The organism is Brevundimonas mediterranea (genome assembly GCF_011064825.1).
Lineage (GTDB): Bacteria > Pseudomonadota > Alphaproteobacteria > Caulobacterales > Caulobacteraceae > Brevundimonas > Brevundimonas mediterranea_A.
On record NZ_CP048751.1, the window covers coordinates 2,369,948 to 2,396,019 of the forward strand.

At 66.4% G+C, this 26,072-nt stretch carries 22 protein-coding genes; 10 read left to right on the forward strand and 12 right to left on the reverse strand.

The window, feature by feature from the left end:
- The first annotated feature begins 14 nt into the window (after window positions 1-14).
- Window positions 15-308, forward strand: coding sequence for a hypothetical protein (locus GYM46_RS11610; protein ID WP_008262681.1), 294 nt, complete (start codon window positions 15-17; stop codon window positions 306-308).
- Between the two features lie 196 nt (window positions 309-504).
- Here the strand turns inward: GYM46_RS11610 and GYM46_RS11615 are convergent, their stop codons facing one another.
- From GYM46_RS11615 to GYM46_RS11640, 6 genes are all read right to left on the reverse strand, one after another.
- Window positions 505-1,491 carry a mitochondrial fission ELM1 family protein gene (locus tag GYM46_RS11615; protein WP_040350176.1) on the reverse strand — a complete coding sequence of 329 codons (987 nt, stop codon included), beginning with the start codon at window positions 1,489-1,491 and terminating at the stop codon, window positions 505-507.
- On the reverse strand, window positions 1,488-1,910 hold the full coding sequence (locus GYM46_RS11620; RefSeq protein ID WP_040349726.1) for a VOC family protein: 423 nt from the start codon (window positions 1,908-1,910) through the stop codon (window positions 1,488-1,490). The genes GYM46_RS11615 and GYM46_RS11620 overlap by 4 nt, the downstream gene beginning before the upstream one ends.
- A 4-nt stretch (window positions 1,911-1,914) precedes the next feature.
- On the reverse strand, window positions 1,915-2,388 hold the full coding sequence (greA, locus tag GYM46_RS11625) for a transcription elongation factor GreA (RefSeq protein ID WP_008260399.1): 474 nt from the start codon (window positions 2,386-2,388) through the stop codon (window positions 1,915-1,917).
- A gap of 146 nt (window positions 2,389-2,534) precedes the next feature.
- A complete protein-coding gene (locus GYM46_RS11630; protein ID WP_008259424.1) occupies window positions 2,535-2,735 on the reverse strand; it encodes a hypothetical protein in 201 nt (66 codons plus the stop codon).
- Window positions 2,736-2,788: 53 nt separating this feature from the next.
- Complete coding sequence (locus GYM46_RS11635; RefSeq protein WP_008258644.1) at window positions 2,789-3,454, reverse strand: glutathione S-transferase family protein; 666 nt, start codon at window positions 3,452-3,454, stop codon at window positions 2,789-2,791.
- A 56-nt stretch (window positions 3,455-3,510) separates the two neighbouring features.
- Complete coding sequence (locus GYM46_RS11640; protein ID WP_008264128.1) at window positions 3,511-3,711, reverse strand: hypothetical protein; 201 nt, start codon at window positions 3,709-3,711, stop codon at window positions 3,511-3,513.
- 125 nt (window positions 3,712-3,836) lie between these two features.
- On the opposite strand from GYM46_RS11640, the gene GYM46_RS11645 reads away from it, so the two are divergent.
- Window positions 3,837-5,132 carry a dicarboxylate/amino acid:cation symporter gene (locus tag GYM46_RS11645; protein WP_008260092.1) on the forward strand — a complete coding sequence of 432 codons (1,296 nt, stop codon included), beginning with the start codon at window positions 3,837-3,839 and terminating at the stop codon, window positions 5,130-5,132.
- A 7-nt stretch (window positions 5,133-5,139) separates the two neighbouring features.
- Here GYM46_RS11645 and GYM46_RS11650 read toward each other — a convergent pair whose 3' ends face one another.
- Window positions 5,140-6,459, reverse strand: a complete 1,320-nt coding sequence (locus GYM46_RS11650; RefSeq protein WP_008262376.1) for an amidohydrolase — start codon at window positions 6,457-6,459, stop codon at window positions 5,140-5,142.
- Between the two features lie 134 nt (window positions 6,460-6,593).
- On the opposite strand from GYM46_RS11650, the gene GYM46_RS11655 reads away from it, so the two are divergent.
- On the forward strand, window positions 6,594-9,974 hold the full coding sequence (locus GYM46_RS11655) for a class I SAM-dependent DNA methyltransferase (protein WP_008263410.1): 3,381 nt from the start codon (window positions 6,594-6,596) through the stop codon (window positions 9,972-9,974).
- A 54-nt stretch (window positions 9,975-10,028) separates the two neighbouring features.
- On the opposite strand, the gene carB is transcribed toward GYM46_RS11655, so the two are convergent.
- The gene (carB, locus tag GYM46_RS11660; protein ID WP_008260617.1) at window positions 10,029-13,328 is read right to left on the reverse strand and encodes a carbamoyl-phosphate synthase large subunit; all 3,300 of its coding nucleotides are present in this window, start codon (window positions 13,326-13,328) and stop codon (window positions 10,029-10,031) included.
- A 25-nt stretch (window positions 13,329-13,353) separates the two neighbouring features.
- Window positions 13,354-13,728: a ribonuclease E inhibitor RraB gene (locus tag GYM46_RS11665; protein ID WP_230307711.1), complete on the reverse strand. Its 375-nt coding sequence runs from the start codon at window positions 13,726-13,728 to the stop codon at window positions 13,354-13,356.
- Between the two features lie 213 nt (window positions 13,729-13,941).
- On the opposite strand from GYM46_RS11665, the gene GYM46_RS11670 reads away from it, so the two are divergent.
- Together GYM46_RS11670 and GYM46_RS11675 are read left to right on the forward strand one after the other, a co-directional pair.
- On the forward strand, window positions 13,942-16,926 hold the full coding sequence (locus tag GYM46_RS11670) for a TonB-dependent receptor plug domain-containing protein (RefSeq protein WP_156796457.1): 2,985 nt from the start codon (window positions 13,942-13,944) through the stop codon (window positions 16,924-16,926).
- Between the two features lie 82 nt (window positions 16,927-17,008).
- A complete protein-coding gene (locus GYM46_RS11675; RefSeq protein WP_008259146.1) occupies window positions 17,009-17,803 on the forward strand; it encodes a hypothetical protein in 795 nt (264 codons plus the stop codon).
- A 4-nt stretch (window positions 17,804-17,807) separates the two neighbouring features.
- Here the strand turns inward: GYM46_RS11675 and GYM46_RS11680 are convergent, their stop codons facing one another.
- On the reverse strand, window positions 17,808-18,506 hold the full coding sequence (locus tag GYM46_RS11680; protein WP_008262965.1) for an HAD family hydrolase: 699 nt from the start codon (window positions 18,504-18,506) through the stop codon (window positions 17,808-17,810).
- Window positions 18,507-18,547: 41 nt separating this feature from the next.
- Between GYM46_RS11680 and GYM46_RS11685 the strand changes: the two genes are divergently transcribed.
- Entirely contained in the window at window positions 18,548-19,258 is a 711-nt protein-coding gene (locus GYM46_RS11685) for an SDR family NAD(P)-dependent oxidoreductase (protein ID WP_008264106.1), read from the forward strand.
- A 41-nt stretch (window positions 19,259-19,299) separates the two neighbouring features.
- Window positions 19,300-20,583, forward strand: a complete 1,284-nt coding sequence (locus GYM46_RS11690) for a S41 family peptidase (protein WP_008262583.1) — start codon at window positions 19,300-19,302, stop codon at window positions 20,581-20,583.
- 1 nt (window position 20,584) lies between these two features.
- On the opposite strand, the gene GYM46_RS11695 is transcribed toward GYM46_RS11690, so the two are convergent.
- Window positions 20,585-20,848, reverse strand: coding sequence for a YbdD/YjiX family protein (locus tag GYM46_RS11695; protein ID WP_369733635.1), 264 nt, complete (start codon window positions 20,846-20,848; stop codon window positions 20,585-20,587).
- A complete protein-coding gene (locus tag GYM46_RS11700; protein WP_008259890.1) occupies window positions 20,841-22,928 on the reverse strand; it encodes a carbon starvation CstA family protein in 2,088 nt (695 codons plus the stop codon). The genes GYM46_RS11695 and GYM46_RS11700 overlap by 8 nt, the downstream gene beginning before the upstream one ends.
- Window positions 22,929-23,207: 279 nt before the next feature.
- On the opposite strand from GYM46_RS11700, the gene murC reads away from it, so the two are divergent.
- The 3 genes from murC to murB are packed head-to-tail and all read left to right on the forward strand — an operon-like array spanning window position 23,208 to window position 26,016.
- Window positions 23,208-24,620, forward strand: coding sequence for a UDP-N-acetylmuramate--L-alanine ligase (gene murC, locus GYM46_RS11705; protein WP_008262028.1), 1,413 nt, complete (start codon window positions 23,208-23,210; stop codon window positions 24,618-24,620).
- Window positions 24,617-25,102 carry a DMP19 family protein gene (locus GYM46_RS11710; protein WP_050771667.1) on the forward strand — a complete coding sequence of 162 codons (486 nt, stop codon included), beginning with the start codon at window positions 24,617-24,619 and terminating at the stop codon, window positions 25,100-25,102. Before murC ends, GYM46_RS11710 begins: the two co-directional genes overlap by 4 nt.
- Window positions 25,102-26,016 (forward strand): UDP-N-acetylmuramate dehydrogenase, encoded by a 915-nt coding sequence (gene murB, locus GYM46_RS11715; RefSeq protein ID WP_008260935.1) that lies wholly within the window; start codon window positions 25,102-25,104, stop codon window positions 26,014-26,016. Before GYM46_RS11710 ends, murB begins: the two co-directional genes overlap by 1 nt.
- Window positions 26,017-26,072: the final 56 nt, after the last annotated feature.

Genomic DNA, 26,072 nt, shown 5'->3' on the forward strand with positions numbered 1-26,072 from the left:
AAAGGGAGGCGGGGATGAGCGACAACAAGGCGGCTGTCTTTCCGGTCGGCATAGGCGTGGGGATAGCGATCGGGGTCGCACTGGGCCTGGCCCTGGACAATCTGGCTCTCGGGATCGCTCTGGGCGTCGCCATCGGCGCTGGACTGGGCGCAGCCTCCAGCACGAAAGCCAAATCCAAGAAGGGCGACGGGTCGGACGGCGGCGGGACGGTGACCCCGGCCGGCGACACGCATCGTCACGGAGCCAAGGACAGTAGCTCCGACGGCGGCTCCGACGGTGGTGGGGATGGCGGAGGCGGGGGCGACTGAATCCCTCCTTTCGTCATCCTCCGGCGAGCGTAGCGAGACCGGGGGACCCAGCGGCGCGCGTGAGCGCGAACCTGTCGCGGACCAGGTCTTCCCGCATCTTGCCGCGGAAAGATTTCGCCTTCGGCGCCGCTGGGTCCCCCGGTCTGCGCCGCGAAGACGCGGCTTGCCGGAGGATGACGAAGGTGAAGGGTGCGATTTACCGTGTCCCCATCGCTTCCAGCACAGCCCGCGCCGCGCGCTCGGTTTCGGCCAGGGGGTCGTAGGTCCAGCCGTCCAGTGTCCCGTCGAACGGACGGGTGGCGCCGCGTTCGGCCAGGTCGTCGTGCAGCCGGGCGAACTTGTCGCCGGACTTCAGCGGGATCATGGGCAGGACGTGGACGGGCTTTCCGGTCGAGGCGGCCTCGGCGGCCATATTGGCGCTGTCCTCGGTGACCAGGATATGGTCGGCGTAGTGCAGGAAGCCGAACAGGGGGTTGTCGCCGGTCCCGTCCCAGATCCAGCCCGGTAGGTCGGACAGGCGCGCGGTCATGACGGCCCTGGCGGCCTCGGGCGTGCGGCGCGAGAAGGTCAGCATCAGCGATCCCCCGGATGCGCGGACGGCGTCCGCGATCTGGTCGGCCAGGTCCGCCGCATGGGCCTCGGTCAGGTCGAAGGCCTTGGATATGCCGCCGATCAGCACCGCGACACGGGGATGGGGCAGGGGGGCGATCCGGTCGGCGAAGGCGGGCGCGGCCTGGGCGATCCGCGCGGGCGTGATGCGGTGGGGCGAGCCGGTGATCTCGAAGATATTGTCGCCCGACAGGCCGTCGTGTGCGGGGGCGACGATCATGTCGTAGCTGGTGTTCGACCAGCGCGGGTCCTGGGTCTGGACCACGAAGGTGCGGCCCTGGCTCCAGGCCTTGACGCGGGTCGAGAGCGGCAGGGTGGCGCGGCCGGTGGCGATCCACAGATCGGGCCAGGGCGCCGTCAGCGGGTCGGACGTCGGCGCCAGCATGGCCGGGGTCTTGAAGGCCGACGGCAAGCGGTCGAACAGGGGGCGCCAGCGGATGTGTTTGACGGCGATCTCGGCCGGGGTCAGGCGTTCCACCGCCTCGGCGAGGCCCAGGGCCTGGTTCTCGATCCCGGCGCGGCCGTCCGAGACGACCCAGATGGTCAGGGCGCGGGAAGACGAGGGGGCGGTCACGCGTCGATCGACGCCGGCCTGACCCATGTCATGGCCTCGAGCTTGTTTCCGTCAGGGTCGCGCAGGAAGGCGGCATAATAGCCCGGCGCGTAGTCGGGCCGGAACCCGGGGGCGCCGTCATCGCGGCCGCCTGCCGCCAGGCCCTGGGCGTGGAAACGATCAACGGCGTCCCGATCAGATGCGGCGAAACAGACATGCACGCCATTGCCTGCCGAGCATGGCTGGCGGTCATGGGGGATGGAGGCCCAGAATTCGGGAAAGGCGCGGCCATAGGCCATGCCCATGACATGGTCCATGACCCTGCCGATCCCCAACGCGCCGAGCGCGGCGTCATAGAAGGCGCCCGCCTTCTCCAGATCGGAGACGCCCACAGAAACATGCGACACCAGAGGCTGGTGTGTTTCTGCGGCGTCGGTCACGATCTTACTTCCACTCGACCTTGAGGATTTCGTAGGCCTTGACGCCGCCGGGGGTGTTGACCTCGACCACGTCGCCGACCTCCTTGGAGATCATGGCGCGCGCGATGGGCGAGGCGATCGAGACCTTGCCCTTTTTCACGTCGGCTTCGTGTTCGCCGACGATCTGGTACCGGGCCTCGTCCTCGGTGTCCTCGTCGACCACGGTGACCGTGGCGCCGAATTTGACCTGACTGCCCGACAGTTTCGACACGTCAATGACCTGGGCGCGGCTGATCTTGTCCTCGATCTCGGCGATCTGGCCTTCGATCCAGCCCTGACGCTCCTTGGCGGCATGGTATTCGGCGTTTTCGGACAGGTCGCCATGCTCGCGGGCCTCAGAGATGGCCGCAATGACGCTCGGCCTTTCGACCGACTTCAATTGCTTCAGTTGATCGTCGAGGACACGGTAGCCCTCGGCCGTCATCGGCACTTTTTCCATTGGTGTCGTGATTTTTCTGGTTCGCCCGGAGACTGGAAAGACGCGGAGTAGGCACACAAAAGGCCGCGGGGCGGGCGCGGCCGGGCATCAATATTAGGGTTTCTCGTTCAGGATTTCAAGAGCGAGCCCCGTTATCGATGGAGGCGTCAGGCGCGGGCAGGCGGTTCGGACTTGTCGTCGCGGTGCACGACGCCCTTGATCAGGCTGTAGGCCAGCCAAGCGACCGCCGCGAGACCGGCCAGCATGAAGAGGCCGGACACGAGGGCGGCGCCGGCGGCCATGAAGGCCAGAACGAAGGCTACCGCCGCCGTCAGGCCCGCTACGATCTGAATGGTTCGAAACTGCATGGGCTCTTAACGCCCGTGACGTCGCCGGGTTGCGTCCGAGCCGTGTCTTCGCCTCAGGCGTAGCTGTAGGCCCCGCCCCGTTCCAGTGCGCGGCGATAGGCCGGGCGGGCGTGGATCTTGTCGAGGAAGGCCCTCAGTCGGGGTTTGGTCGCCGGGTCGAAGGCCCGGTCGGCGCCGGCCTCCACCGGGAAGCTCATCATGATGTCGGCGGCGGTGAACTGGTCGCCTGCGAACCACTCCGACCGTCCCAGTTCGTCCTCCCAGAAGCCGACGTGGGCCCGCAGCTGCGGATCGACGAAACCGGTCAGGGCCTTGGCGGCTATGCTCTTGACCAAGGGTCTGACGAGGCCGGGCGCGCGCCGCGGCAGCATGGAGAACACCAGCTTCAGCAGCAGGGGCGGCATGGCGGAACCCTCGGCGTAGTGGAGCCAATAGGTGAAGCGTCGGGCGTCCTCGGAACCGGCGGCCGGGCGCAGGCGGCCCTCGCCATAGGTGTCCAGCAGATACTCGACCACGGCGCCGGTCTCGGCGACCGTGACGCCGCCGTCCTCGATCACGGGCGACTTGCCGAGCGGATGGATGGCCAGCAGTTCCGGGGGCGCAAGCCGGCTGGTCGCGTCCCGTTCGTAACGGACCACCTCATAGTCCAGGCCCAGTTCTTCCAGCAGCCACAGCACGCGCTGAGAACGGCTGTCGTTCAGATGATGGACTTTGATCATGGAGGCTCCGTTCAAACGGGTTCGACTATCCCCATCGTGAGGCCGGAAGTCGAGGCCTATCGCGGGGAGCGGCCGCTCCAGCGCGGACGGGGGCCGGGGCGGACCTTGGGGCGGGCGCCCTCGCGTCGGTTGCGCCAGACCTCATAGGCCAGGGTGGCCAGGGCCAGCTTGCCGGCGTGACGCCCGGCGACGCGGCGGCCGCCCCGGGACAGCAGCAGGCCGCCGAGCAGGGGAACGAGTTTGTGCAGACGGGACATGGAATCTCCTTCGTCGGCTCAACGCCTCGGCCGGCGGCGCGTTTCGACCTGCGACGACATGAACTGAAGGCCGATCACAGAAGGTTTGGCGCGCGCGACGGCGAAAGCGATGCTAGCCGTGCGTCATGAACAGATCTCGCGTCGCCGCCTTCTTCACCTCGCTGAGCTTTTTCGTCATCGCGGCCCTGGCCGCCGGCGTCGTCGTCGGCGCCCTGGCGCAGGAGACTGACGCCCCCTGGCTGACCGGCGCGCTGGGCGTGGTCGAGAGCCTGGGCCAGGTGTGGTTGAACGCCCTGCGGATGACCGTCATCCCCCTGGTGTTCAGCCTGCTGGTGACGGGCATCGTCTCCATCGCCGACGCGGCGGCGACGGGGCGGATCGCGGTGCGGTCGCTGACGGTGTTCGGCCTGCTGCTGGTCGGGGCGACGGTCTATGCGATCCTGGCGGGCCTGGGGCTGCTGGCGCTGTGGCCCATTGATCCGGAGGCGGGGCGGGCCCTGTTGGCCGGGGTTCCGGCGGATTCGCTGGCGACGGTGGGCGAGGCGGCGCGGACGGACGGCCTGCGCGCCTTCCTGGCCAGTCTGGCGCCGGCCAATCTGATCAAGGCGGCGGCGGACGACGGGGTGCTGGCCGTGGTGGTCTTCGCCCTGGCCTTCGGCTTCGCCGCGACCCGGATCAAGGCCGACCTGCGCCGACCCCTGGCCGGCTTCTTCGAGGCGGTGGCCGAGACCCTGGTGGTGATCGTCCACTGGGTGCTGCTGGCCGCGCCGTTCGGGGTGTTCGCCCTGGCGCTGGGCGTGGGCCTGAGAGCGGGCCTGGGGGTGGCGGGCACCCTGGCCCATTATGTCGCCATCGTCTGCCTGAGCCAGATCGGCCTGATCCTGCTCATCTATGTCGTGGCGACGGTCTGGGGGCGGATCTCGCTGGGCCGGTTCGCGCGCGCCGTGGCCCCGGCCCAGGTGGTGGCGGTCTCGACCCAGTCGTCGCTGGCCAGCCTGCCGGTGATGATCGAGCGGGCGCGCGACTGGCTGGGCGTGCCCCAGACCTCGGCGGGCCTGGTCCTGCCGCTGGCGGTGGCGGTGTTCCGCATCACCAGCCCGGTCGCCAATCTGGCGGTCTGTCTGTATGTCGCCCAGCTGAACGGGGTGGAGCTGAGCCTGGCCGCCCTGGTCGCAGGCGGGCTGACGGCCATAGCCGTGTCCATCGCCTCGGTCGGCCTGCCGGGCCAGGTCAGCTTCTTCGCCAGCGTCGGCCCCATCTGCCTGGCCATGGGCCTGCCGCTGGGGGTGCTGCCCCTGCTGCTGGCGGTCGAAGTCATCCCCGACATCTTCCGCACCGTCGGCAACGTCACCGGCGATCTGGCGGCGACGCGGATCGTGGCGGGGGAGGACGGGGAAGAAGCGGCGGCCGAAGCCGCCTAGTTGACCTCTAGTTCGTGCGGGGCATCAGCCCCTCGGCCGCCGCGACCGAGGCCTCGACGCCCAGGGTGACGGCCGGTTCCGGCGTGATCTTGAACAGGGGGGAGTGGTGGCCGGCGGCCTGTTCCAGCTCGGCCTCGGGCGTGCCGCCGACGCTGAAATAGACGCCCTTCACCCCGGTCTCGGGCTGGACGAAATAGGCGAAGTCCTCGGCCCCCATGCCGCCGCGCGGGGTGTCGCGCAGCACGTCAGGGCCGAAGGTCGAGGCGAAGATGTCGCGCACCCGCTGGGCGGTCTCGCGATCGTTGATGGTCGCCGGCGTGGTCTCGGTCGCCGAGCGGGTCACGACGGGCAGTCGGTCCTCGGGCACGTTCAGGGCCAGGGCCGTGTTGCGGGCCACCCGGTCGATGCCGTCCAGCAGGGTCGTGCGAACCTCGGGGCTGTCGGCGCGGACGGTCAGTTGCAGATCCACCTGTTCGGGAATGATATTGTGCTTGATCCCGCCGTGGATCGAACCGACGGTGACCACCGCCCCCTCCAGCGGATTGACCTCGCGGCTGCGCAGGGTCTGGAGCGAGACCACGATCTGGGACGCGACCAGGACGGGATCGACCCCCAGGTGCGGATAGGCGCCGTGGGTGCCTACGCCGCGCACCGCAATGTCGACGCTGTCCGAACTGGACGAGGTGATGTCCAGCGGGGCCTCGATCTTGCCGGTCGGGGTGTCGGCCGAGACGTGGAAGGCCAGGGCGTAGTCCGGCTTGGGGAAACGGGAATAGAGGCCGTCCTGCATCATGGCGCGGGCGCCGAAGATCCGTTCTTCCGCCGGCTGGCCGATCAGGACCAGGGTGCCGGACCAGTTGGCCTTGCGCGCCGCCATCTGACGCGCCGTGCCGACCAGGGCGGTGATGTGCACATCATGGCCGCAGGCGTGCATGACGGGCTTTTCGACCCCGTCGGCGTCCAGCTGGCGCGCCGTCGAGGCGTTGGCCAGGCCCGAGCGTTCCTGCAAGGGCAGACCATCCATGTCGGCGCGGATCATGACGGTGGGCCCGTCGCCGTTCTTCAGCACGGCGACCACGCCCGTGCCGCCGACGCCGGTCGTGACCTGATAGCCGAGCGCCGTCAGCTCGCGCGCCAGCCGCGCCGAGGTCTGGACCTCCTGCCCCGACAGTTCGGGATTGCGGTGGAACCAGTCGAACAGGGTCGCGAGATTGGCGTCATAATCCGCCTTCACCGCCGCCTTCAGACCGGCGTCCTGCGCCAGGACGGGCGTCCCGGCCGCCAGGGCCAGAGCCAGAGCGGCCGTCGTCAATATCGCGCGTTTCATCCGTGATCCCCTTGTTCCCTAAGGCCACCTTAGAGGATGGCGTCTGATCGGCAAGAAGGCGTCATTGGGGGTGAAGGCCGGTTCCTCCCCAAGAGATCATACTCTAGGGTGTGGCGCGGACACGGGGCGCATCATTGGATATCGACACCTTCATTGAGCGTTGGAGCGCCGCGCGGGGCGGGGCCGAGCGCGCCAACTATCAGATGTTCCTGACGGAACTGTGCGAAGCCCTGGATCTTCCGCGTCCCGATCCGGCCAGCGACGACACCCGCACCAACGACTATGTGTTCGAGCGAGGCGTGAAGCGGCGCGAGTCGGAGGGGCTAGCCTCGACCCTGCGGATCGACCTGTACAAGCGCGGCTGCTTCATCCTGGAGGCCAAACAGTCGCGGGCGGCGCATCGCGACGATGGCCAGGGCGCGCTGTTCAAGGCGGACGAAACCGCCTCAACCGCCGCGTCCCAGGGCAAGTGGGACGTGCTGATGCGCAACGCCCGGCGTCAGGCCGAGGACTATGTCTTCCGCCTGCCGGCCGACCACGCCGCCCCGCCCTTCATCATCGTCTGCGACGTCGGCTATGTGTTCGAGGTCTATGCCGACTTCTCGGGCAGCGGCCGGGCCTATTCGCACTTCCCCGACCGCAAGGGCTTCCGGGTCCGGCTGGAGGATCTGCGCGACGAGAAGATCGTCAAACGGCTGAAGGCGATCTGGACCGAGCCGCTTTCGCTGGACCCGACCCGCGAGTCGGCCCGCGTCACCCGCCAGATCGCCGAGCGGCTGGCCGAGGTGTCGAAACGGCTGGAGAAGAAGCATCCGGCGGAAGAGGTCGCCCATTTCCTGATGCGGTGCATCTTCACCATGTTCGCCGAGGATGTGGACCTGTTGCCGCGCGGGCGGTTCACCGCCCTGCTGAAGGACCAGCTGGACCATCCCGAGAGCTTCGCGCCGATGCTCCAGGCCCTGTGGAAGAGCATGGACGCGCCGGATTACGAGAGCCGGTTCTATGCCGGCTTCGGCCTGCACCTGAGACATTTCAACGGCAGCCTGTTCAAGAACGCCAAGGCCTTCCCCCTGGGACGCGAGGAGATCGGGGAACTGCTGGCCGCCTCAAGCCACGACTGGCGCTATGTGGAGCCGGCCATCTTCGGCACCCTGGTCGAACAGGCGCTGGAGCCGGGCGAGCGACGCAAGCTGGGCGCCCACTACACCCCGCGATCCTATGTCGAGCGGCTGGTCGAGGTGACGGTGATGGAGCCGTTGCGCGGCGACTGGAACGCCGCCCTGGTCAAGGCCGGGGATGCGCGCGAACGGGGCGAGCACAGGGAGGCGGTGGCGGCCGTCCGCGCCTTCCACCATCAGCTCTGCATGACCCGCGTGCTGGACCCCGCCTGCGGCACCGGCAACTTCCTGTATGTCTCGCTGGAGCTGATGAAGCGGCTGGAGGGCGAGGTGCTGGAGGCCCTGGCCGAACTGGGCGAGACCGAGGGCATCGGCTTCGAGACCGTCGATCCGCACCAGTTTCTGGGCATCGAACTGAACGTCCGCGCCGCCGCCATCGCCGAACTGGTGCTGTGGATCGGCTATCTGCAACAGCATTACCGCAACAGCGTCGAACACCCCGCCGAACCGATCCTGAAGGCCTTCGGCAATATCCAGCAGAAGGACGCGGTCCTGACCTGGGACGGCTATCCCGAACATCAGTTCGAGATGAGGGACGGGGTTGCGGTTCAGGTCTATCCGAACGCGCGACGGCCGGACTGGCCGGCGGCGGAGTTCATCGTGGGGAATCCGCCGTTCTTGGGCAAGGGAGCGGCGATGCGCGGCCCGCTTGGTGATGCTTACGTGGCGGCGCTGTCAGGTGCCAACCCATTGATGAACGAGAGTGCGGACTTCGTTCTTTACTGGTGGGACCGGGCTGCTGAATTGCTAGCCCGTAAGAAGAGTACAACGCGACGAATGGGTTTCGTGACTACCAATTCGATTGGTCAGTTTTTCAATAGGCGGATAATCGAGCGCCACCTCGGCGGCAAAACACCTTTGAGCCTGATCTACGCTATTCCTGATCATCCGTGGACCAAAGCCACAAGGGACGCGGCAGCAGTTAGAATTTCTATGACGGTCGCATCGCTCGGCTCGACCCAAGGCCGCGTCGAAGAGGTCATCCTTGAGCAAGGACTCGACACGGACGAACCTCGTATCGAGTTTTTGGAACGCGTCGGAACGATCAATGCCGACCTTTCGGTCGGCTCCAACATCAGCGCAACTTCTGCTTTGATGGCGAACAAGAGCATGGCGTCGATGGGACCGGCTCTTGGCTCTCGGGGGTTCCTGTTCACGCCTAAGGAGATTGATCATCTTTGGGAACTGATGAATTCATTTGAACGTCAATCTCTCGTTCCGCTCAGAAACGGCGATGATCTTCTCTATGGACCTCGAGAGGTCTTCGTATCCGACCTCCGATCGGTCAACAGCGAGGCGGCTCTGCGAATGAAAGCGCCGCAGATCTTTCAGGTCTTAAAGGAGCGCGTCTATCCGAAACGAGCCACGGATCGGGACCCAAAACTGAGAGAATTTTGGTGGAAGTTCCGGCGCTCCAATGAAGACTACTTCGCGCTTAAACAGGGCTTGCCGCGATACGTGGCCACTGTGGAGACGGCGAAGCACCGCTTATTCTTCTTCGTAGACGCCTCGATATTGATCGAGCACGGGACGATAGCTTTCGGGATGTCTGACGCCGCCAATCTCGCGATGCTGTCGGCGAGACATCACATTGTTTGGTCTCTCGCGTCTGGAGGAACACTGGAAGATAGACCGCGCTACAATAAGGTCCGGTGCTTCGACCCATTCCCCTTCCCCGAACCCACCGACGCCATCCGCACCACCCTCCGCGACCTTGGCGAGGAACTCGACGCCACGCGCAAGACGGTGCAGGCCGAGCATCCGGACCTGACCCTGACCGGCCTCTATAATGTGCTGGAGAAGATCCGCGCCGGGACGCCGCTGGACGCCAAGGATCAGGACGTCAAGGAACGCGGCCGGGTGCTGATCCTGAAGGATCTGCACGACCAGATCGACCGGGCGACTGCCGACGCCTATGGCTGGCCCCACGACCTGAGCGACGAGCAGATTCTGGAACGGCTGGTCGCCCTGAACGCCGAACGGGCGGCGGAAGAGGCGGCGGGCCATGTGCGCTGGCTGCGGCCCGACTATCAGATTCCGCGCTTCGCCAAGGGCGCCGCCGCCAAGTCCGGCCAACTGGACCTGGGCGAGACGGTCGTCGCCATCGACAAGAGCCTGCCGGTCTTTCCCAAGGACAAGGGCGAACAGGTCATGGCCATTCGCGCCGTTCTGGTTGCATCCGGCCGTCCGATGGACGCGGCCGCCGTGTCGCGCGCCTTCAAGGGCGGCGGCAAGAAGATCGAACAGCGGGTGGTCCAGGCGCTCAACACCCTGGTCCGCTACGCCGAGATCAGCGCCCTGCCGGGTGGAACCTACGCCGCGCGCCGCGCGGCCTGACGGTCGGTCATAGGGCGAAGTGGAGGGGCGTCTGCACGCCCCTCCGGTCCGTGATCAGGCGTAATCCTGGATCGGTCGGACATCCAGGTCGCCGGCCTTGATGGCGCCGATGGCCTGGGCCGCCGCGAGGGCGCCGGCGGTGGTGGTGTAGTAGGGGATCTTCATCATCAGGGCGGTGCGGCGCAGGCTGAAGCTGTCCTGCAGCGACTGCTTGCCTGAGGTGGTGTTGAAGACCAGGTGGACCTCGCCGTTCTTCATGGCGTCCACGATGTGCGGGCGGCCTTCCAGCACCTTCTTGACCAGGCCGACCTCGATCCCCTGGGTGGCCAGATAGTCGCGGGTGCCGCTGGTGGCGATGATGGAGAAGCCTTCGGACAGCAGGGTCTTCACCGCATCGACGATGAAGGGCTTGTCGTCCTCCTTGACCGAGACGAAGGCGCAGCCGGCGGTGGGCAGGGTGGTGCCGCCGCCGATCTGGGACTTGGCGAAGGCGCGGGCGAAGGCGGGGGCCATGTCGGCCTCGCCCTCACGCTTCCAGTCCAGGCCCATGACCTCGCCGGTCGAGCGCATTTCCGGGCCCAGGATGGTGTCCACCCCGGCGAAGCGGGCGAAGGGGAAGACGGCTTCCTTGACCGCGATATGGTCATAGGGCTTGTCGGTCAGGCCGAAGGATTTCAGCGGCACCCCGGCCATGACCTTGGCGGCGATGGAGGCGATCGGCTGGCCGATGGTCTTGGCCACGAAGGGCGCCGTGCGGGAGGCGCGCGGGTTCACCTCCAGCACGAAGATGCGCGGGTTCTCGCTGTGCGGCTCCTCGATGGCGAACTGGACGTTCATCAGGCCGCGCACCTTCAGGGCCTTGGCCATTTCGGTGGTCTGGCGCTTCAGCTCGGCCACCGTCTCGGCCGACAGGGACCAGGGCGGCATGGAGCAGGCGCTGTCGCCCGAGTGGACGCCGGCTTCCTCGATATGTTCCAGCACGCCGGCGACGAAGACCGTCTCGTCGTCGCACAGGGCGTCGACGTCCACCTCGGTGGCGCGGTTCAGATAGTGGTCGATCAGGACGGGGTCCGAGCCCGAGACGCGCATGGCCTCATGGACATAGCGGTCCAGCTGCTCGCGGTCGTGAACGATCATCATGCCGCGACCGCCCAGGACGTAGGAGGGGCGTAGGACGACGGGATAGCCGACCTCTTCCGCCTTTTGCGCGGCCTCTTCGGCGCTGCGGGCCAGGCCGTTGGGCGGCTGTTTCAGGCCGATGGCCTCCAGCATCTGCTGGAAGCGCTCGCGGTCCTCGGCCAGGTCGATGGAGTCGACGCTGGTGCCCAGGACAGGGATGTTGTCCTCCTGCAGCGCGTGGGCCAGCTTCAGCGGGGTCTGGCCGCCGAACTGGACGACGCAGCCGATGAGGTCGCCGTTCGAACGTTCGACCTCGATCAGCTCCAGCACGTCCTCGGCCGTCAGGGGCTCGAAATACAGGCGGTCGGAGGTGTCGTAGTCGGTCGAGACGGTCTCGGGGTTGCAGTTGACCATGATCGACTCGACGCCGATGTCGTCGAAGGCGAAGGCCGCGTGGCAGCAGCAGTAGTCGAACTCGATCCCCTGGCCGATCCGGTTCGGACCGCCGCCCAGGATGATGGCCTTCTTCTTGTTCGTCGGCTGGGACTCGCACTCGGGGATCTGGCCCAGGGCGCCGGTCTCATAGGTCGAATACATATAGGCGGTGGCGCTGGCGAACTCGGCCGCGCAGGTGTCGATCCGCTTGAACACCGGGCGGACGTTCAGGCCGCGACGGGCCAGGCGCACGGCCTTTTCGGTCGCGCCGGTCAGCTGGGCCAGACGGGCGTCGGAGAAGCCCTTGGCCTTCAGGCGACGGAACTCGGTCGGGTCGGTCGGCAGGCCCTTGACCCGGACATGGCCTTCCTCGCGCACGATGTCGGCGATCTGGCGCAGGAACCAGGGCTCATAGGAACAGGCGGCGTTGACCTCTTCCACCGTCAGGCCGTGGCGGAAGGCCTGGGCGATGACGCGGATGCGGTCGGGCGTCGGGATGCCCAGGGCGCGGACAACGGCGGCGCGGGCGGCGCCGGCGTCCTCGACGTCGGCGACGCCTTCGATCTCGATCTCGTCGAAGCCGGACAGGCCGGTCTCAAGCCCGCGAAGGGCCTTCTGCATCGATTCCTGGAAGGTGCGGCCGATGGCCATGACCTCGCCCACCGACTTCATCGAGGTGCCCAGCAGGGGCTCCGAACCGGGGTATTTCTCGAAGGCGAAGCGCGGGATCTTGGTGACGACATAGTCGATCGACGGCTCAAAGCTCGCCGGCGTGACCTGGGTGATGTCGTTCTGCAGTTCGTCCAGGGTGTAGCCGACGGCCAGACGCGCGGCGACCTTGGCGATGGGGAAGCCGGTGGCCTTGGACGCCAGGGCGGACGAACGCGACACGCGCGGGTTCATCTCGATCACCACCATCCGGCCGTCGGCGGGATTGATGGCCCACTGGACGTTCGATCCGCCGGTCTCGACGCCGATCTCGCGCAGGACGTTGATCGAGCCGGTCCGCATCCGCTGATATTCCTTGTCGGTCAGCGTAAGCGCAGGGGCGACGGTGATGGAGTCGCCCGTGTGGACGCCCATCGGGTCGATGTTCTCGATCGAGCAGATGATGATGCAGTTGTCCGCCGTGTCGCGGACGACCTCCATCTCGTATTCCTTCCAGCCCAGCACCGATTCCTCGATCAGCACCTCGGTGGTCGGCGACAGGTCGAGGCCGCGCAGCACGATCTCCTCGAACTCCTCGCGGTTGAAGGCGATGCCGCCGCCGGTGCCGGCCAGGGTGAAGGAGGGACGGATGACGGCGGGCAGGCCGACGTACTCCAGCCCCTCCAGCGCCTCTTCCATCGAGTGGGCGGCCTTGGAGCGGGGGCTCTCCAGGCCCAGCTTGTCCATGGCGTCACGGAATTTCTGGCGATCCTCGGCCTTGTCGATGACCTCGGCCTTCGCGCCGATCATCTCGACGCCGTATTTCTTCAGCGCGCCCGAGGCGTCCAGGGCCAGGGCGGTGTTCAGCGCGGTCTGGCCGCCCATGGTGGGCAGAAGGGCGTCGGGGCGTTCCTTGGCGATGATCTTCTCGACCATCTCGGGCGTGATCGGCTCGATATAGGTGGCGTCGGCCACCTCGGGGTCCGTCATGATGGTGGCGGGGTTCGAGTTGACCAGGATGACCCGGTACCCCTCGGCCTTCAGCGCCTTGCACGCCTGGACGCCGGAATAGTCGAACTCGCACGCCTGACCGATGACGATCGGGCCGGCGCCGATGATGAGGATGGATTTGATGTCTGTGCGCTTGGGCATCGCCAGCTCTTCTTCTTATTGAACGCTAATGGGTCACGACCGCGCATTCCCAGCCGTCGTACTCCAGCTGGAAGGCCGCGGCCCAGGTCTGCATCATGGACGAGACGGGAGCGAAACTCTCCGCGTCCACGGCCATGGTGGTCTCGAGAATCGTCATGTCGCCGTCGCCGCGCGCGATGAAGCCGGCGCGCCGCGCCACCTCGCACAGGTCGCCATGGGCGTCTTCGTCGCCGAGGAAGAAGAACAGCGTGTGGCGCGGAGTCACGCCGCTGTCGCCCTGTTCGGCCAGCGCCGCGCGCACCATGGCGTCGCGTTCGTCATGACTGATGTCCGAGGCGTCCAAGGGGCGACGTCTTCCTTCGTAGTTTGCGCGCGCGTAGCCGCCGCAGGGCGTCGCCATGCGGAGCTCGCGTCGGGTTGTCGGTTAAGCGGCCCGTTTAGAGAGGGAGGGGCGGGGGGGCAAGAGCTTTCGGGCTCTCAAATCAGGTCAAAAAAGTGATGCGAGTTTGCCACATCGTTGCGACAAGGTGTCGACTTTGCGTCATTGAGGTGGCCTGCGGTTCGAAATTCACATTTAGTAGGCAGTTCATTTAGAGCTGAACTGGGGAATTCCATGACTCGTCGGGTGGGACTTTTGAATGCTTCTGCCTTGGTTGGCGGCGCGTTCGCTACTCTGATGGCCGCCGCGCCGGCAATGGCACAGGAAACTCAGCCTACGGCTGCGGAGACTGAGGCCACGTCCGAAGTAGAGGAAATTGTAGTCACTGGTTCGCGCATCCCGAGGAACGAATACACGAGCGCTTCGCCCGTGCAGGTGCTGACCGCGCAGAACGCCCAAGCGCGTGGTCTCAGCGACACGGCGCAATTGCTGCAGCAATCGACCCTGGCCGCCGGCTCGCCCCAAGTCACCTCGACGATCTCCAGCTCTTTCGTTACCGACGGAGGACCGGGCGCGGCGACGGTTTCGCTGCGTGGCCTAGGCGCCAACCGCACCTTGGTTCTGCTGAACGGTCGTCGCGCCGGTCCGGCCGGCACACGTGGCGGCGTTTCGGCGTTCGACCTGAACGTCCTGCCGCAATCGGCCCTGTCGCGTGTCGATATCCTGAAGGACGGCGCCTCGTCGATCTACGGGTCTGACGCCGTAGCCGGTGTGGTGAATCTGATTACCGGCGTCGAGCAGGACGGCGGCGAGTTGACCGCCTATTATACCGCGCCCTTCGAAGGCGGTGGCGAGCAGATGAACTTCTCCGGCACCTTCGGCAAGACGTTCGAACGCGGCAGCTTCAGCATATCTGGCGACTACTACAAGCAGTTCGAGCAACTGCAGGGTGATCGCGACTACACCAGTTGCGCCGCACAGTATGTCTTTGACGCTCAAGGCAATCGTGCGGACCGGATCGATCCGCGTACCGGCAAGCCCGCGTGCCTAGACCTGTTGTGGGGCCATGTCTGGGCCTATGACAACACCTTCGCCTCGTTGCCGGGCCGTTTCCAGTATGATTATGACGGCGACCTGGGCAACTACATCCCGACCGTGCCGGGCAGCCTGGCCGGTCAGGTGCCGGTCCCGCCTCCAGGCTTCTATCTGGTCGGCTATGACGGCCCCAGCACGGCGGTCATGAACGGCAACCACCCGTTTGACGACGAACAGACCCTGATCCCCGAGGTTGAGCGTTACACGGTCTTCGCCGAGGGCAAATACCAGCTGACCGAGCACGCCGAGGCCTATGCCGAAGTCCTACTGAACCGCCGCAAATCCTCGACCAAGGGCTACCGCCAGTTCTGGAACTACGCCTACGCCGGCGACTGGTCTTACGGCGCTGGGTACGGCTATGAAAGCTGGGGCGGCGACTATCTGCTCAGCCCCACGCCGATCACGAACCACAACTCGGCCAGCCAGCAGGTCGATTACGCCCGCGTCGTCGGTGGCGTCCGGGGCGACTTCGTCGATCCGGGCAGCTTCCTGAACGACTGGAAGTGGGACGTCTTCTTCCAATACAGCCGTTCGGACGGCGACTATACCGCCGACGTCATCCTGAAGGACGCCGTCGACAGCCAGAGCTACCGCACCGATTCCTGCGCCGGCGAGATTATGGCGGTCAGCGGTCGGACCTGCATCGACATCAACTGGGCCGATCCGGACTTCCTGGCCGGTAATCTGACTGATGAACAGCGCGCCTTCCTGTTCGACGTGGACAAGGGCAACACTGTCTATGAACAGGCCTATATTGAAGGCTTCATGGGTGGCGAGCTGTTCGACCTGCCAGCCGGCCCGATCGGGGCGGCCCTCGGCTTCCATGTTCGTCACGACGAAATCAACGACGTCCCGGGCGAAATCACGCGCAGCGCCAACGCCTGGGGTTCGTCCAGCGCCGGCATCACCCAGGGCTCCGAGCGCACGGCCGAAATCTTCACCGAACTGTCGATCCCGGTTCTGAAGGATATGCCGTTCGCCTATGGCCTGGACCTGAGCCTGTCCGGCCGGGTGACCAACACCAAGACGTCGGGCAGCGCATCGACCTACAAGGTCGGCGTGAACTGGGAGTTCTTGCCGGACGTTCGCATGCGCGCCACCACGGGCACGTCGTTCCGAGCCCCGGCTCTGTTCGAACTGTATCTGGCCGACCAGAGCAGCTTCGCCAGCCAGCGCACGGTGGATCCCTGCATCAACTGGCAGCAGAACCTGACTGACGGCACCATCAGCCAACGCCTGGCCGACAACTGCGCAAATCCGAACGGACCGGGCGGCGGCGTGCCCGGGACCCACAACGGGGCCGGCAGTTCGGCGACGCTGTTCGAGGGCGGCGGATTGGGACAACTTGAGCCGGAAACGTCCACGGCCCATGTTATAGGTTTGGTCTGGACGCCGAAGTTCATCAACTTCAGCGCTGCGGTCGATTATTTCGAGATCGAGATCGAGGACCAGGTCACCAGCCTGGGCTCGAGAACCGTCTCGGCCTGCTACCTCTCGGACAATTTCCCGACCGACCCGGTCTGCAGCCAGTTCGTCCGTAACGAGGGAACGCACCGGATCGACACCATCTCCGGCAAGTTCATCAACATCGCCGAACAGACCAACCGGGGCATCGATTTCACAGCGCGTTACGCCCACGACCTGCCTTGGGGCGACCGGTTCTCGATCGACGGCCAGGCGACCTGGCAGTTGGAATCGCGAGAAGCCCTGTTCGCCGACAATATCGTCGACACCCTCGGCGAAGTCGGTAATCCGCAGTTCGTGGGCAATCTGAACCTGCAGTACGAACGAGGCCCCTGGACCGGCGTTTGGGCCGTCCAGATGATTGGGCACCAAGGCAACTACGCCTCTTATGGCAGCGACACCGCCACGGTCGGCGGACAGGAAGTCTATCTGAAGCTTGATGCGCCCTTCACGGCCTTCCACAGCTTCTCTGTTCGTTATGATGCCGAAAGCTGGTCGATCCTGGCAGGTGTAGCCAATCTGTTCGACGAACTGCCGCCGCAACTGACTACCCTGAACCTAGGCGAATTCAGCACCGTCGGCACCTCGGCCTTCACCTCGCAATATACCGAAGGCATGTACGGCCGCCGCGGCTTTGTCCGCATCAGCAAGTCGTTCTGATCGACAAACGGGCTATATGGTCTTGACGGGGCGGCGGGTTCTCCAACCTGCCGCCTCTTTTGTCTTGCGGAGAGTGTGAAATATGGCGGTCATCCTGGGCATGAAGGATACGCTGGACGAGGATGTGGCGCGCTTTGATCCCGCGCCACTGTCGACGCCCCTCTTCCTGAACAGCATTCCCAAGGGCGGCACTCACCTTATTCGCAACATCCTGCGGATGTTCGTGCCGGTGGGGCAGCACTATGGGCGCGAGTTCGTGCAGATTCCCAACCTGGCCCAGCATCGTCATCTGTTCGATCCGGCTCGGCCGATGATGAGTTGCGGCCATCTGCTGTTCAGCGATTCCGGCGTCCACGCCCTGGGCGCCGCGAGACATATCGTCCTGGCGCGCGATCCGCACAGTTGGGTGCTGGCGCGGGCGCGCTTTTATCTGTCCGACGAATTTCAGCAGGTCAATCTGGCGCATCTGAAGAGCGGCGCCATACCGGCCGACGAACTGATCAATATGATGATCTTCGGCATTCACGAGCGGACGCCGACGCTGGAAGACATGTACACCCATAATGTCGTCGCCTGGATGGGCACACGGGCGGTCCTCTACCGGTACGAAGACATCGTCGCTGCTGTGGAAGATCTGAACAGCAAGGCTTCGGAGGTCTTCTTCCTACGTTTGCTGGCGGATTGCGGCCTCGAGGCCGTGCCCGCCGATTGGCGCGAGCGGGTCAGGGTCGGCGCAGACAAACGACAGAGCCGAACGGCGCGCCAGAACCTGAATGTGTCCAGCGCGGTCGTCCTGCCCGACGAGATCTCAGAGGCGCAGAAGAAGCTGATCGAATTTCACGCTCCGGGCTTGCGCGCTCTCTTGGGCTACGCCTGAGGCGTCACGCCTCTATCGCCGCGATCCAGTCCGGCAGTTCGTCGATCCGGGCGAGCGAGACATAGCGCGGCTCGTTCACCGGGGCGTCGGCCAGTTCGTGGGCCCAGGTGACGTGGTAGGGGATGTGGACGCCGAAGGCGCCGGCGGCGATGGCGGGCAGGACGTCGGACTTCATCGAATTGCCGGCCATGACGGCCTCGGCCGCGCCGGTGCCGTGGCGGGCGAAGACGCGGTCGTAGGTGGCGCGGTCCTTTTCCGAGACGATCTCGACCGCCGCGAACCGGTCGCCCAGGCCCGACGCCGCCAGTTTGCGCTCCTGGTCCAGCAGGTCGCCCTTGGTGATCAGGACCAGGCGGTAGTGTTCGGACAGTTCGGTGACGACCTCGTCCACGCCGGGCAGGGTCTCGACCGGATGGGCCAGCATCTCGCGGCCGGCGGCCAGGATCTCGCGCACGACTTCGGGCGGGGCGCCGCCGTCGCACAGCTCCATCGCCGTCTCGATCATCGACAGGGTGAAGCCCTTAACGCCATAGCCGTAGAGGCGCAGGTTGCGCTGTTCGGTCTCGGCCAGGCGCGCCTCGATGGTCGCGGCGTCGCCGTGATCGTCCAGCAGATCGACGAACCGCGCATGGGTCAGGCGGAAGATCGTCTCGTTGTGCCAGAGGGTGTCGTCGGCATCGAGACCGACCGTGGTGATGTTCATGCCGCGCCCCTATCATGGGACGAAACGCGAGGGGAGACGGGATGAACGGATCGGCGGTGGTGATCGGGGCGACGGGCGGCCTCGGCCGGGCCCTGGTCGATCGCCTGATCGTGGAGGGCAAGCACCAGACCGTCTGGGCGATTTCGCGAACCGGGAAAGAGGTCGCGGGCGCACAGGCCCTGGCGGCCGACCTGGAGGACGAGGCCAGTCTGGCGGAGACGGCGCGGCGAATCGGCCAGTGCGCGGCGCCGACGCTGATCGTGCTGGCGACGGGCGTGCTGCATGACGGGTTCCAGCCCGAGCGGAGCCTGCGGCAGCTTGAGGCGGATCACATGCTGAGGGACTATCGCGTCAACGCCGTGGGGCCGGCGCTGGCGGCGAAACACCTGCTGCCGCTGACGCCGCGCGACCGGCGGGCGGTGTTCGCGGCCCTGTCGGCGCGGGTGGGGTCGATCGGCGACAACCGGTTGGGCGGATGGCACAGCTATCGGGCGTCCAAGGCGGCGCTGAACATGATCCTGCGCAATCTGGCGATCGAGATGGCGCGCAGTCATCCGCTGGCCGTGATCGCGGGCCTGCATCCCGGCACGGTGGATACGGGCCTGAGCGCGCCGTTCCAGAAGGGGGTGGCGGAGGGGCGGCTGTTCACGCCCGACTATTCCGCCGAGCGGCTGCTGGCGGTCATGGCGGCGCTGACGCCGGCCGACAGCGGCGGGGTGTTCGGCTGGGACGGGGCGCGTATCCCCGAATAACGCATATTCGTGACTTGAGGACGGGACCGGTCTTGCGTCACATGGCCGGCATGTCCGTCAAAGGTTCCGCCCGGCTTTTCAGCCTCTTGTTGCTCAGCTTGCCGCTTTGCGGCGGGCCGGCGGCCCTGGCCTACGCCGAGACCCCGGCGGCGGCGGTCGTGGCCGCGCCCAGCCGCGAGCGGGCGCGGATGAACCAGCGGGTGTTCGACACGGTCTGGAGCGAGGTGCGGCGCGGCTATTACGATCCTGATCTGCATGGAGTGGACTGGGGCGCGGCGCGCGACCGGTTCCGGCCCCAGGCCCTGGCGGCGGCCGACGACCGGGCGCTGTACCGGGTCGTCAATACGATGCTGGACCTGCTGGACGACGGCCATGCCGGCGCCAGCCCGCCGGCCGCCGTGCGCCGCCAGGACGCCCAGTATGCGCGCCGGGCCGTCATGGGCATGACCCTGATGCGGGGCGAGGATCCCGATCTGTGGACGGTGGAGCGGGTGCGCGACGGCTCTCCGGCCCAGGCGGCGGGGGTGCAGCTGGGCTGGACCCTGGACAGCGTCGATGGTCGGCCGTGGGGACCGGACGTGGAGGTGCAGGAGGGGACGCCGGTCCATCTGGTCCTGACGGACGAGACCGGGGCGCGCCGCGACACCATCCTGACCCCGCAGCTGATGGACGGGCCGCAGCCGTTCACGGCCGACAAGTCCCGGCCGGGGGTTCTGGTGCTGACGGTGGAGCAGTTCGATGCGGGGCTGGGGCGCTGGCTGGGCGGCGAGCTGGACGGTCTGCCGTCGGATGTGGACGTGATCCTGGACCTGAGAGCCAATCCCGGCGGCCGGCTGTGGGAGGCCGAGTCGGTGTTGACCTGTTTCCTGCCCCGCGACCAGGTCTGGGCGACCCGGACCGGGCGGAACGGGCGGCCCGTGATCCTGCGGGCCTCAGGCGACTGCGGCGACCGCAGCGCGCCGGTGGCCAATCCGGTCGCGGTCCTTGTGGACCGGGGCAGCCGCAGCGCGGCCGAACTGACGCCCGCCGCCCTGCAGGAGGCCGGGCGGGGCATAGTGGTGGGCGAGAAGACCATCGGCTCGGTCCTGATCGCCCAGGAGACGGACCTGCCGGACGGGGGCAAGCTGACGCTGAGCCGGGCGAACTTCGTCACGGCGGGCGGGGTGCGGCTGGAGAAACGCGGCGTCACCCCGGACATCGCGGCGCCCCGCACCGTGAGCCAGCGCCGCGCGGGCGAGGACCCGACGCTGGAGGCGGCCATCGCCGCGCTCCAGGCGCAGGGAGCGGACCGGGTCCGGTCGGCCGACCAGCCCGCCGGCCTTTAGATCAGCAGCATTTGAAGGCGCCCGAGCCGCCGAAGCGACGCTGTTCGTGCAGGCGGAAGAAGGCGATCTTGTCCAGCGGGGGCTGGTCGGGATGGGTCGTGGCCGCGTGGCGGACATAGGCGTCGTAGTCGGGCTGGCCGATCATGGCCCCCGCCGTCCGCTTGACGCCGCGACCCCACCGCAAGGCGGTGTCGCGGCACAGGCAGAGCAGGTCGTCCGGCGTGGCGGCGGGAGCCGGCCCGGACTGGAGCCCGGACTTAGGCACGGGCGATATCCGCCGCGTCGTCGGACGCCGTCAGCTCGTGCGCCTCGGGATATTCGCGCACGGTCGGCCGGTTGCTGCGATAGGCCTTTAGGCAGGCCAGGACGCCGTAGACCACCATGGTCACGACCACGAACAGGAAGGCCGCCGTCAGCGTCGAGTTGACGTAGTCGTTGACGATGATGCGGTGCATGTCGCCCACGGTCTTGGCCGGGGCGATCAGTTCGCCGGCGCCCAGAGCCTCCTGGTACTTGCGGGCGTGGGCCAGGAAGCCGATGCGGACCTCGGGATGAAACAGCTTCTGCAGGCCCGCCGTCAGGGTGCAGATCAGCAGCCAGGTCGCCGGGACGACCATGACCCAGGCGAACTTCTCGCGCTTCATCTTGAACAGGACGACCGTGCCCAGGATCAGGGCGATGGCGGCCAGCATCTGGTTGGCGATGCCGAACAGGGGCCACAGGCTGTTGATGCCGCCCAGGGGATCGACCACGCCGGTGTAGAGGAAATAGCCCCACAGGCCGACCGTCAGGGCGGTGGCGACGACATTGGCGCCCCAGGACTTGGTCTCGCGCATCTTCGGCACGGCCACGCCCAGCAGATCCTGGATCATGAAGCGGCAGACGCGGGTGCCGGCGTCGACCGTCGTCAGGATGAACAGGGCCTCGAACAGGATGGCGAAATGATACCAGAAGGCCATCATGGCCTTGCCGCCGATCACGCCCGACAGGATGTGCGCCATGCCCACGGCCAGGGTCGGGGCGCCGCCCGCGCGCGACAGGATCGAGTGCTCGCCCACGTCGCGGGCCAGTTGCTCCAGCTCGCCGGGGGTGATGTGGAAGCCCCACTGGGCCACGGCGGCGGCGGCCGAGACCGCGTCATTGCCGATGATGGCGACCGGGCTGTTCATGGCGAAATAGACGGCCGGGTCCAGGACTGTGGCGGCGATCAGGGCCATGACGGCGACGAAACTTTCGCACAGCATGGCGCCATAGCCGATCAGCGGAATCTGGCTCTCGTTCTCCAGCAGCTTGGGCGTGGTGCCCGAGGAGATCAGGGCGTGGAAGCCTGACACCGCGCCACAGGCGATGGTGATGAACAGGAAGGGGAACAGGGCGCCGGCGAAGACCGGGCCGGTGCCGTCGATGAAGGGGGTGACGGCGGGCATCTGCAGATGCGGACGGACGATCAGTATGCCGATGGCCAGGGCGACGATGGCCCCGATCTTCAGGAAGGTCGACAGATAGTCGCGCGGCGCCAGCAGCAGCCAGACCGGAATGACCGAGGCGATGAAGCCGTAGACCATCATCAGTATGGCCAGGGTCGGGCCCGTCAGGGTGAAGGCCGGGCCCCAGAACGGGTCGGCCGCCACATGGCCGCCGCCGATGATGGCGAGGATCAGCAGGACGACGCCGATGATCGAGACCTCGCCAACGCGGCCGGGCCGCAGATAGCGGGTGTACAGGCCCATGAAGATGGCGATCGGGATGGTGGCGGCGACGGTGAAGGTTCCCCACGGGCTTTCGGCCAGGGCCTTGACCACGACCAGGGCCAGGACGGCCAGGATGATGACCATGATCATCAGGACGCCGACCTGGGCGATGATGCCGGGGATATTGCCCATTTCGGTGCGGATCATGTCGCCCAGCGACTTGCCGTCGCGCCGGGTGGACATGAACAGGACCATCATGTCCTGCACCGCGCCGGCCAGCACCGCGCCGACCAGGATCCACAGCACGCCGGGCAGATAGCCCATCTGGGCGGCCAGCACCGGTCCGACCAGCGGCCCCGCGCCGGCGATGGCGGCGAAGTGGTGGCCGAACAGGACGTTCCTGGGCGTCGGCACATAGTCGAGGCCGTCGTCGCGACGGACGGCGGGTGTCGGGCGCGAGGGCTGCAGCTGCATGACCTTGTTGGCCAGGAAGCGGCTGTAGAAGCGATAGGCGATGGCGTAGGTGCAGACCGCCGCCACCACCATCCAGACCGCGCTGATGCTCTCCCCTTGGTGCAGGGCGATGACGCCGAGGGAGACGGCCCCCAGAATGGCGATGACGCCGAAGATGATAGGGGTGCTGAGTTTGCCCACGAAAATACTCCTGCCTGACCGCCTGGCGGTCACTCAACGCCTGTTTGCACGACAAGCTTCCGCAAGGCCAATCGACTAAAGTCGTAGGCGGCCGAGCGGCGGCCGTTTCAGACCCTGTGCCCGAAAAACAGGGTCTGAATAGTCTGAATAGTCTGAAATCGACCGAACCGCGTTCGCCGTCATGCCCGTTCTCCCGCGCGACGCCTATCACGTCCCGACGTCGGAATTGGACGCAGACACCCCCGTGCATTCCGCCCGATCCCTTGCTAAGCGCATTGGATGATCGCTCGCCTTCGCCCCGTCCCGTTCGACCTCGGTCCCGTCCATTTCGTCGGCGTCGGCGGCATAGGCATGAGCGGCATCGCCGAGATCATGCTGAAGATCGGCTATTCGGTTCAGGGCTCGGACGCCAAGGCCAGCGCCAACACCGAACGGCTGGAGAAGCTGGGCGCGCGGATCTTCATCGGTCACGACGCCGCTCACGTCAGCGAGGGCGTGTCGGCGGTGGTCTATTCGACGGCGGTCAAGGCCGACAATCCGGAGATGAAGGCCGCCCGCGAGCGCCGCATCCCCCTGGTGCGCCGGGCCGAGATGCTGGCCGAACTGATGCGTCTGCAATTCTCGATCGCGGTCGGGGGCACCCACGGCAAGACCACGACGACCTCGATGGTCGCGGCCCTGCTGGATGCGGCCGGTCTGGACCCGACGGTGGTCAACGGCGGCATCATCAACGCCTATGGCACCAACGCCAAGGTCGGCGACGGCGACTGGATCGTGGTCGAGGCGGACGAGAGCGACGGCAGCTTCCTGCGACTGAAATCGACGGTCGCCATTGTGACCAATATCGACCCCGAACATCTGGACCATTACGGCGACTTCGACGCGGTGCGGAAGGCCTTCGTCGATTTCGTCGAGAACATCCCCTTCTATGGTTTCGCCGCCGTCTGCCTGGACCACCCCGAGGTGCAGAAACTGGTCGCCTCCATCGATAACCGGCGGCTTGTGACTTACGGGATCAATCCCCAGGCCATGGTGCGGGCCGACAACTGCCAGATGGGGCCGGACGGCGCCCGCTTCGACGTCGTGATCCAGAACGGCGAGACCTACCGGATCGAGAACCTGCACCTGCCGATGGCCGGCTGGCACAATGTCTCCAACGCCCTGGCCGCCATCGCCGTGGCGCGCGAGCTGGACGTGTCCGACGAGGCGATCCGCGAGGGTCTGGCCGGCTTCGGCGGGGTCAAGCGCCGCTTCACCACCACCGGCGTCGTCAACGGCGTGCGAATCGTCGACGACTATGGCCACCATCCGGTCGAGATCGTCGCCGTGCTGAAGGCCGCGCGCCAGGTGACCGAGGGGCGGGTCATCGCCGTGGTCCAGCCGCACCGCTACACCCGGCTGCGCGACTTGATGAACGAGTTCTCGACCGCCTTTTCCGACGCAGACAGCGTGATCGTCGCCGACGTCTATCCGGCCGGGGAGCCGCCGATCGAAGGGGTGGACAAGCACGCCCTGACCGACGGCATCCGCCGCTATGGCCACCGCCATGTCCAGGCGCTGGAGAACGCCGCCGTCCTGCCGCGCCTGATCAAGGAAGAGGCCCGGCCGGGCGATGTGGTCGTGCTGCTGGGCGCCGGCGACATCACCAGCTGGGCCTATGGCCTGCCGGCGCAGCTGGAGGCGTTGGGGTGAAGTCCAAAACGCCGCCAGCCTATTGGCTTTTGATCGAACCCTACTGGGAGAAGATCAGCATCTACGATGGCCCCGAGCAATTTCTTCGAGAATTCCAGACGGCGCCTCTTACTGTCCGGAATCTGTTCGCATCGCACTGGTTGCAAAGCGAGGTGCTGAACGGCGGCTTTGGCCAGTTCTTCGACAACAGCACAGGCGTTCTTGCGCCCGAGGCCGCTGACGGGTTTCTCGCCATTGGAATGCCTGAGGCATCCAAATTCATTCGTCATGTAATGAGCGGGTTTGGTGAGATCTATCCTCGAGACAGGGACCAACGGTTCGAATTCCTGGAGGATTTTTACGACAATGCGGAAAGTGCTGGGAAGGAATACGCGGCAAATCCTCTGAGCAGCTACTTGGACGAGGATTTTTTCGAGCTTGTCGAGTCTGAGAACGGCGGATTCTGGGTTTCGGCAAATCGTTACGCGGAGCGAAGTGAATAATGACTTGGCGTGACAAACTTCCCACCGTGCGCGGCAAGCTGCTGCGGGACGAACCCTTGGCGCCTTTCACCTGGTTCCGGGTGGGCGGGACGGCCGAGGCGCTGTTCATTCCGGCGGACGCCGAGGACCTGGCTGACTTCCTGAAGGCGTTGGATGAAGCCGTACCCGTGACTGTGCTGGGCGTCGGCTCGAACGTCATTGTCCGCGACGGCGGGGTCGAGGGGGTGGTCATCCGCCTGGCCGGACGGCCCTGGGCGCAGGTGACGACGGACGGCGACGCCATCACGGCCGGCACCGGGGTGCTGGACTCCATGGTGGCCAAGGCCTCGGCCAAGGCGGGGATCGCCGGGCTGGAATTCTATGCCGGGATTCCGGGTACGGTCGGCGGGGCGCTGACCATGAACGCGGGTTGCTACGGCGCGGAGACCAAGGATGTGCTGGTCTCGGCCTGGGGGCTGAACCGCAAGGGCGAGCGGGTCGATTACGCCCTGGCCGACTTCGGCTATACCTATCGCCATTCCGAAGCGCCGGCCGACATCATCTGGGTCGAGGCCGTCTATCGCGGAACGCCGGACGAACCTGCGGCCGTCCAGGCCCGGATCGACGAAATCACAAGCCGCCGCGAAACCACCCAGCCGATCCGCGAAAAGACGGGCGGTTCGACCTTCAAGAATCCGCCCGGCCATTCGTCGTGGAAACTGGTCGACGAGGCCGGCTGGCGCGGCAAGCTGCACGCCGAGACCGGGGGAGGGGCCATGTTCAGCGACCTCCACTCCAACTTCATGATCAACCCCGGCGAGGCCACCGCCGCCGACATCGAAGGCCTGGGCGAGGCGGTGCGCGCCGACGTTCTTGCGAAGACCGGCGTTCAGCTGGACTGGGAGATCAAGCGGATCGGCCGGCCTCTGTCGTAAATCTGAGATTGATTGACGGGGCGACTTAGCGTTAGCGGAACGGGACTCGGGGGAGA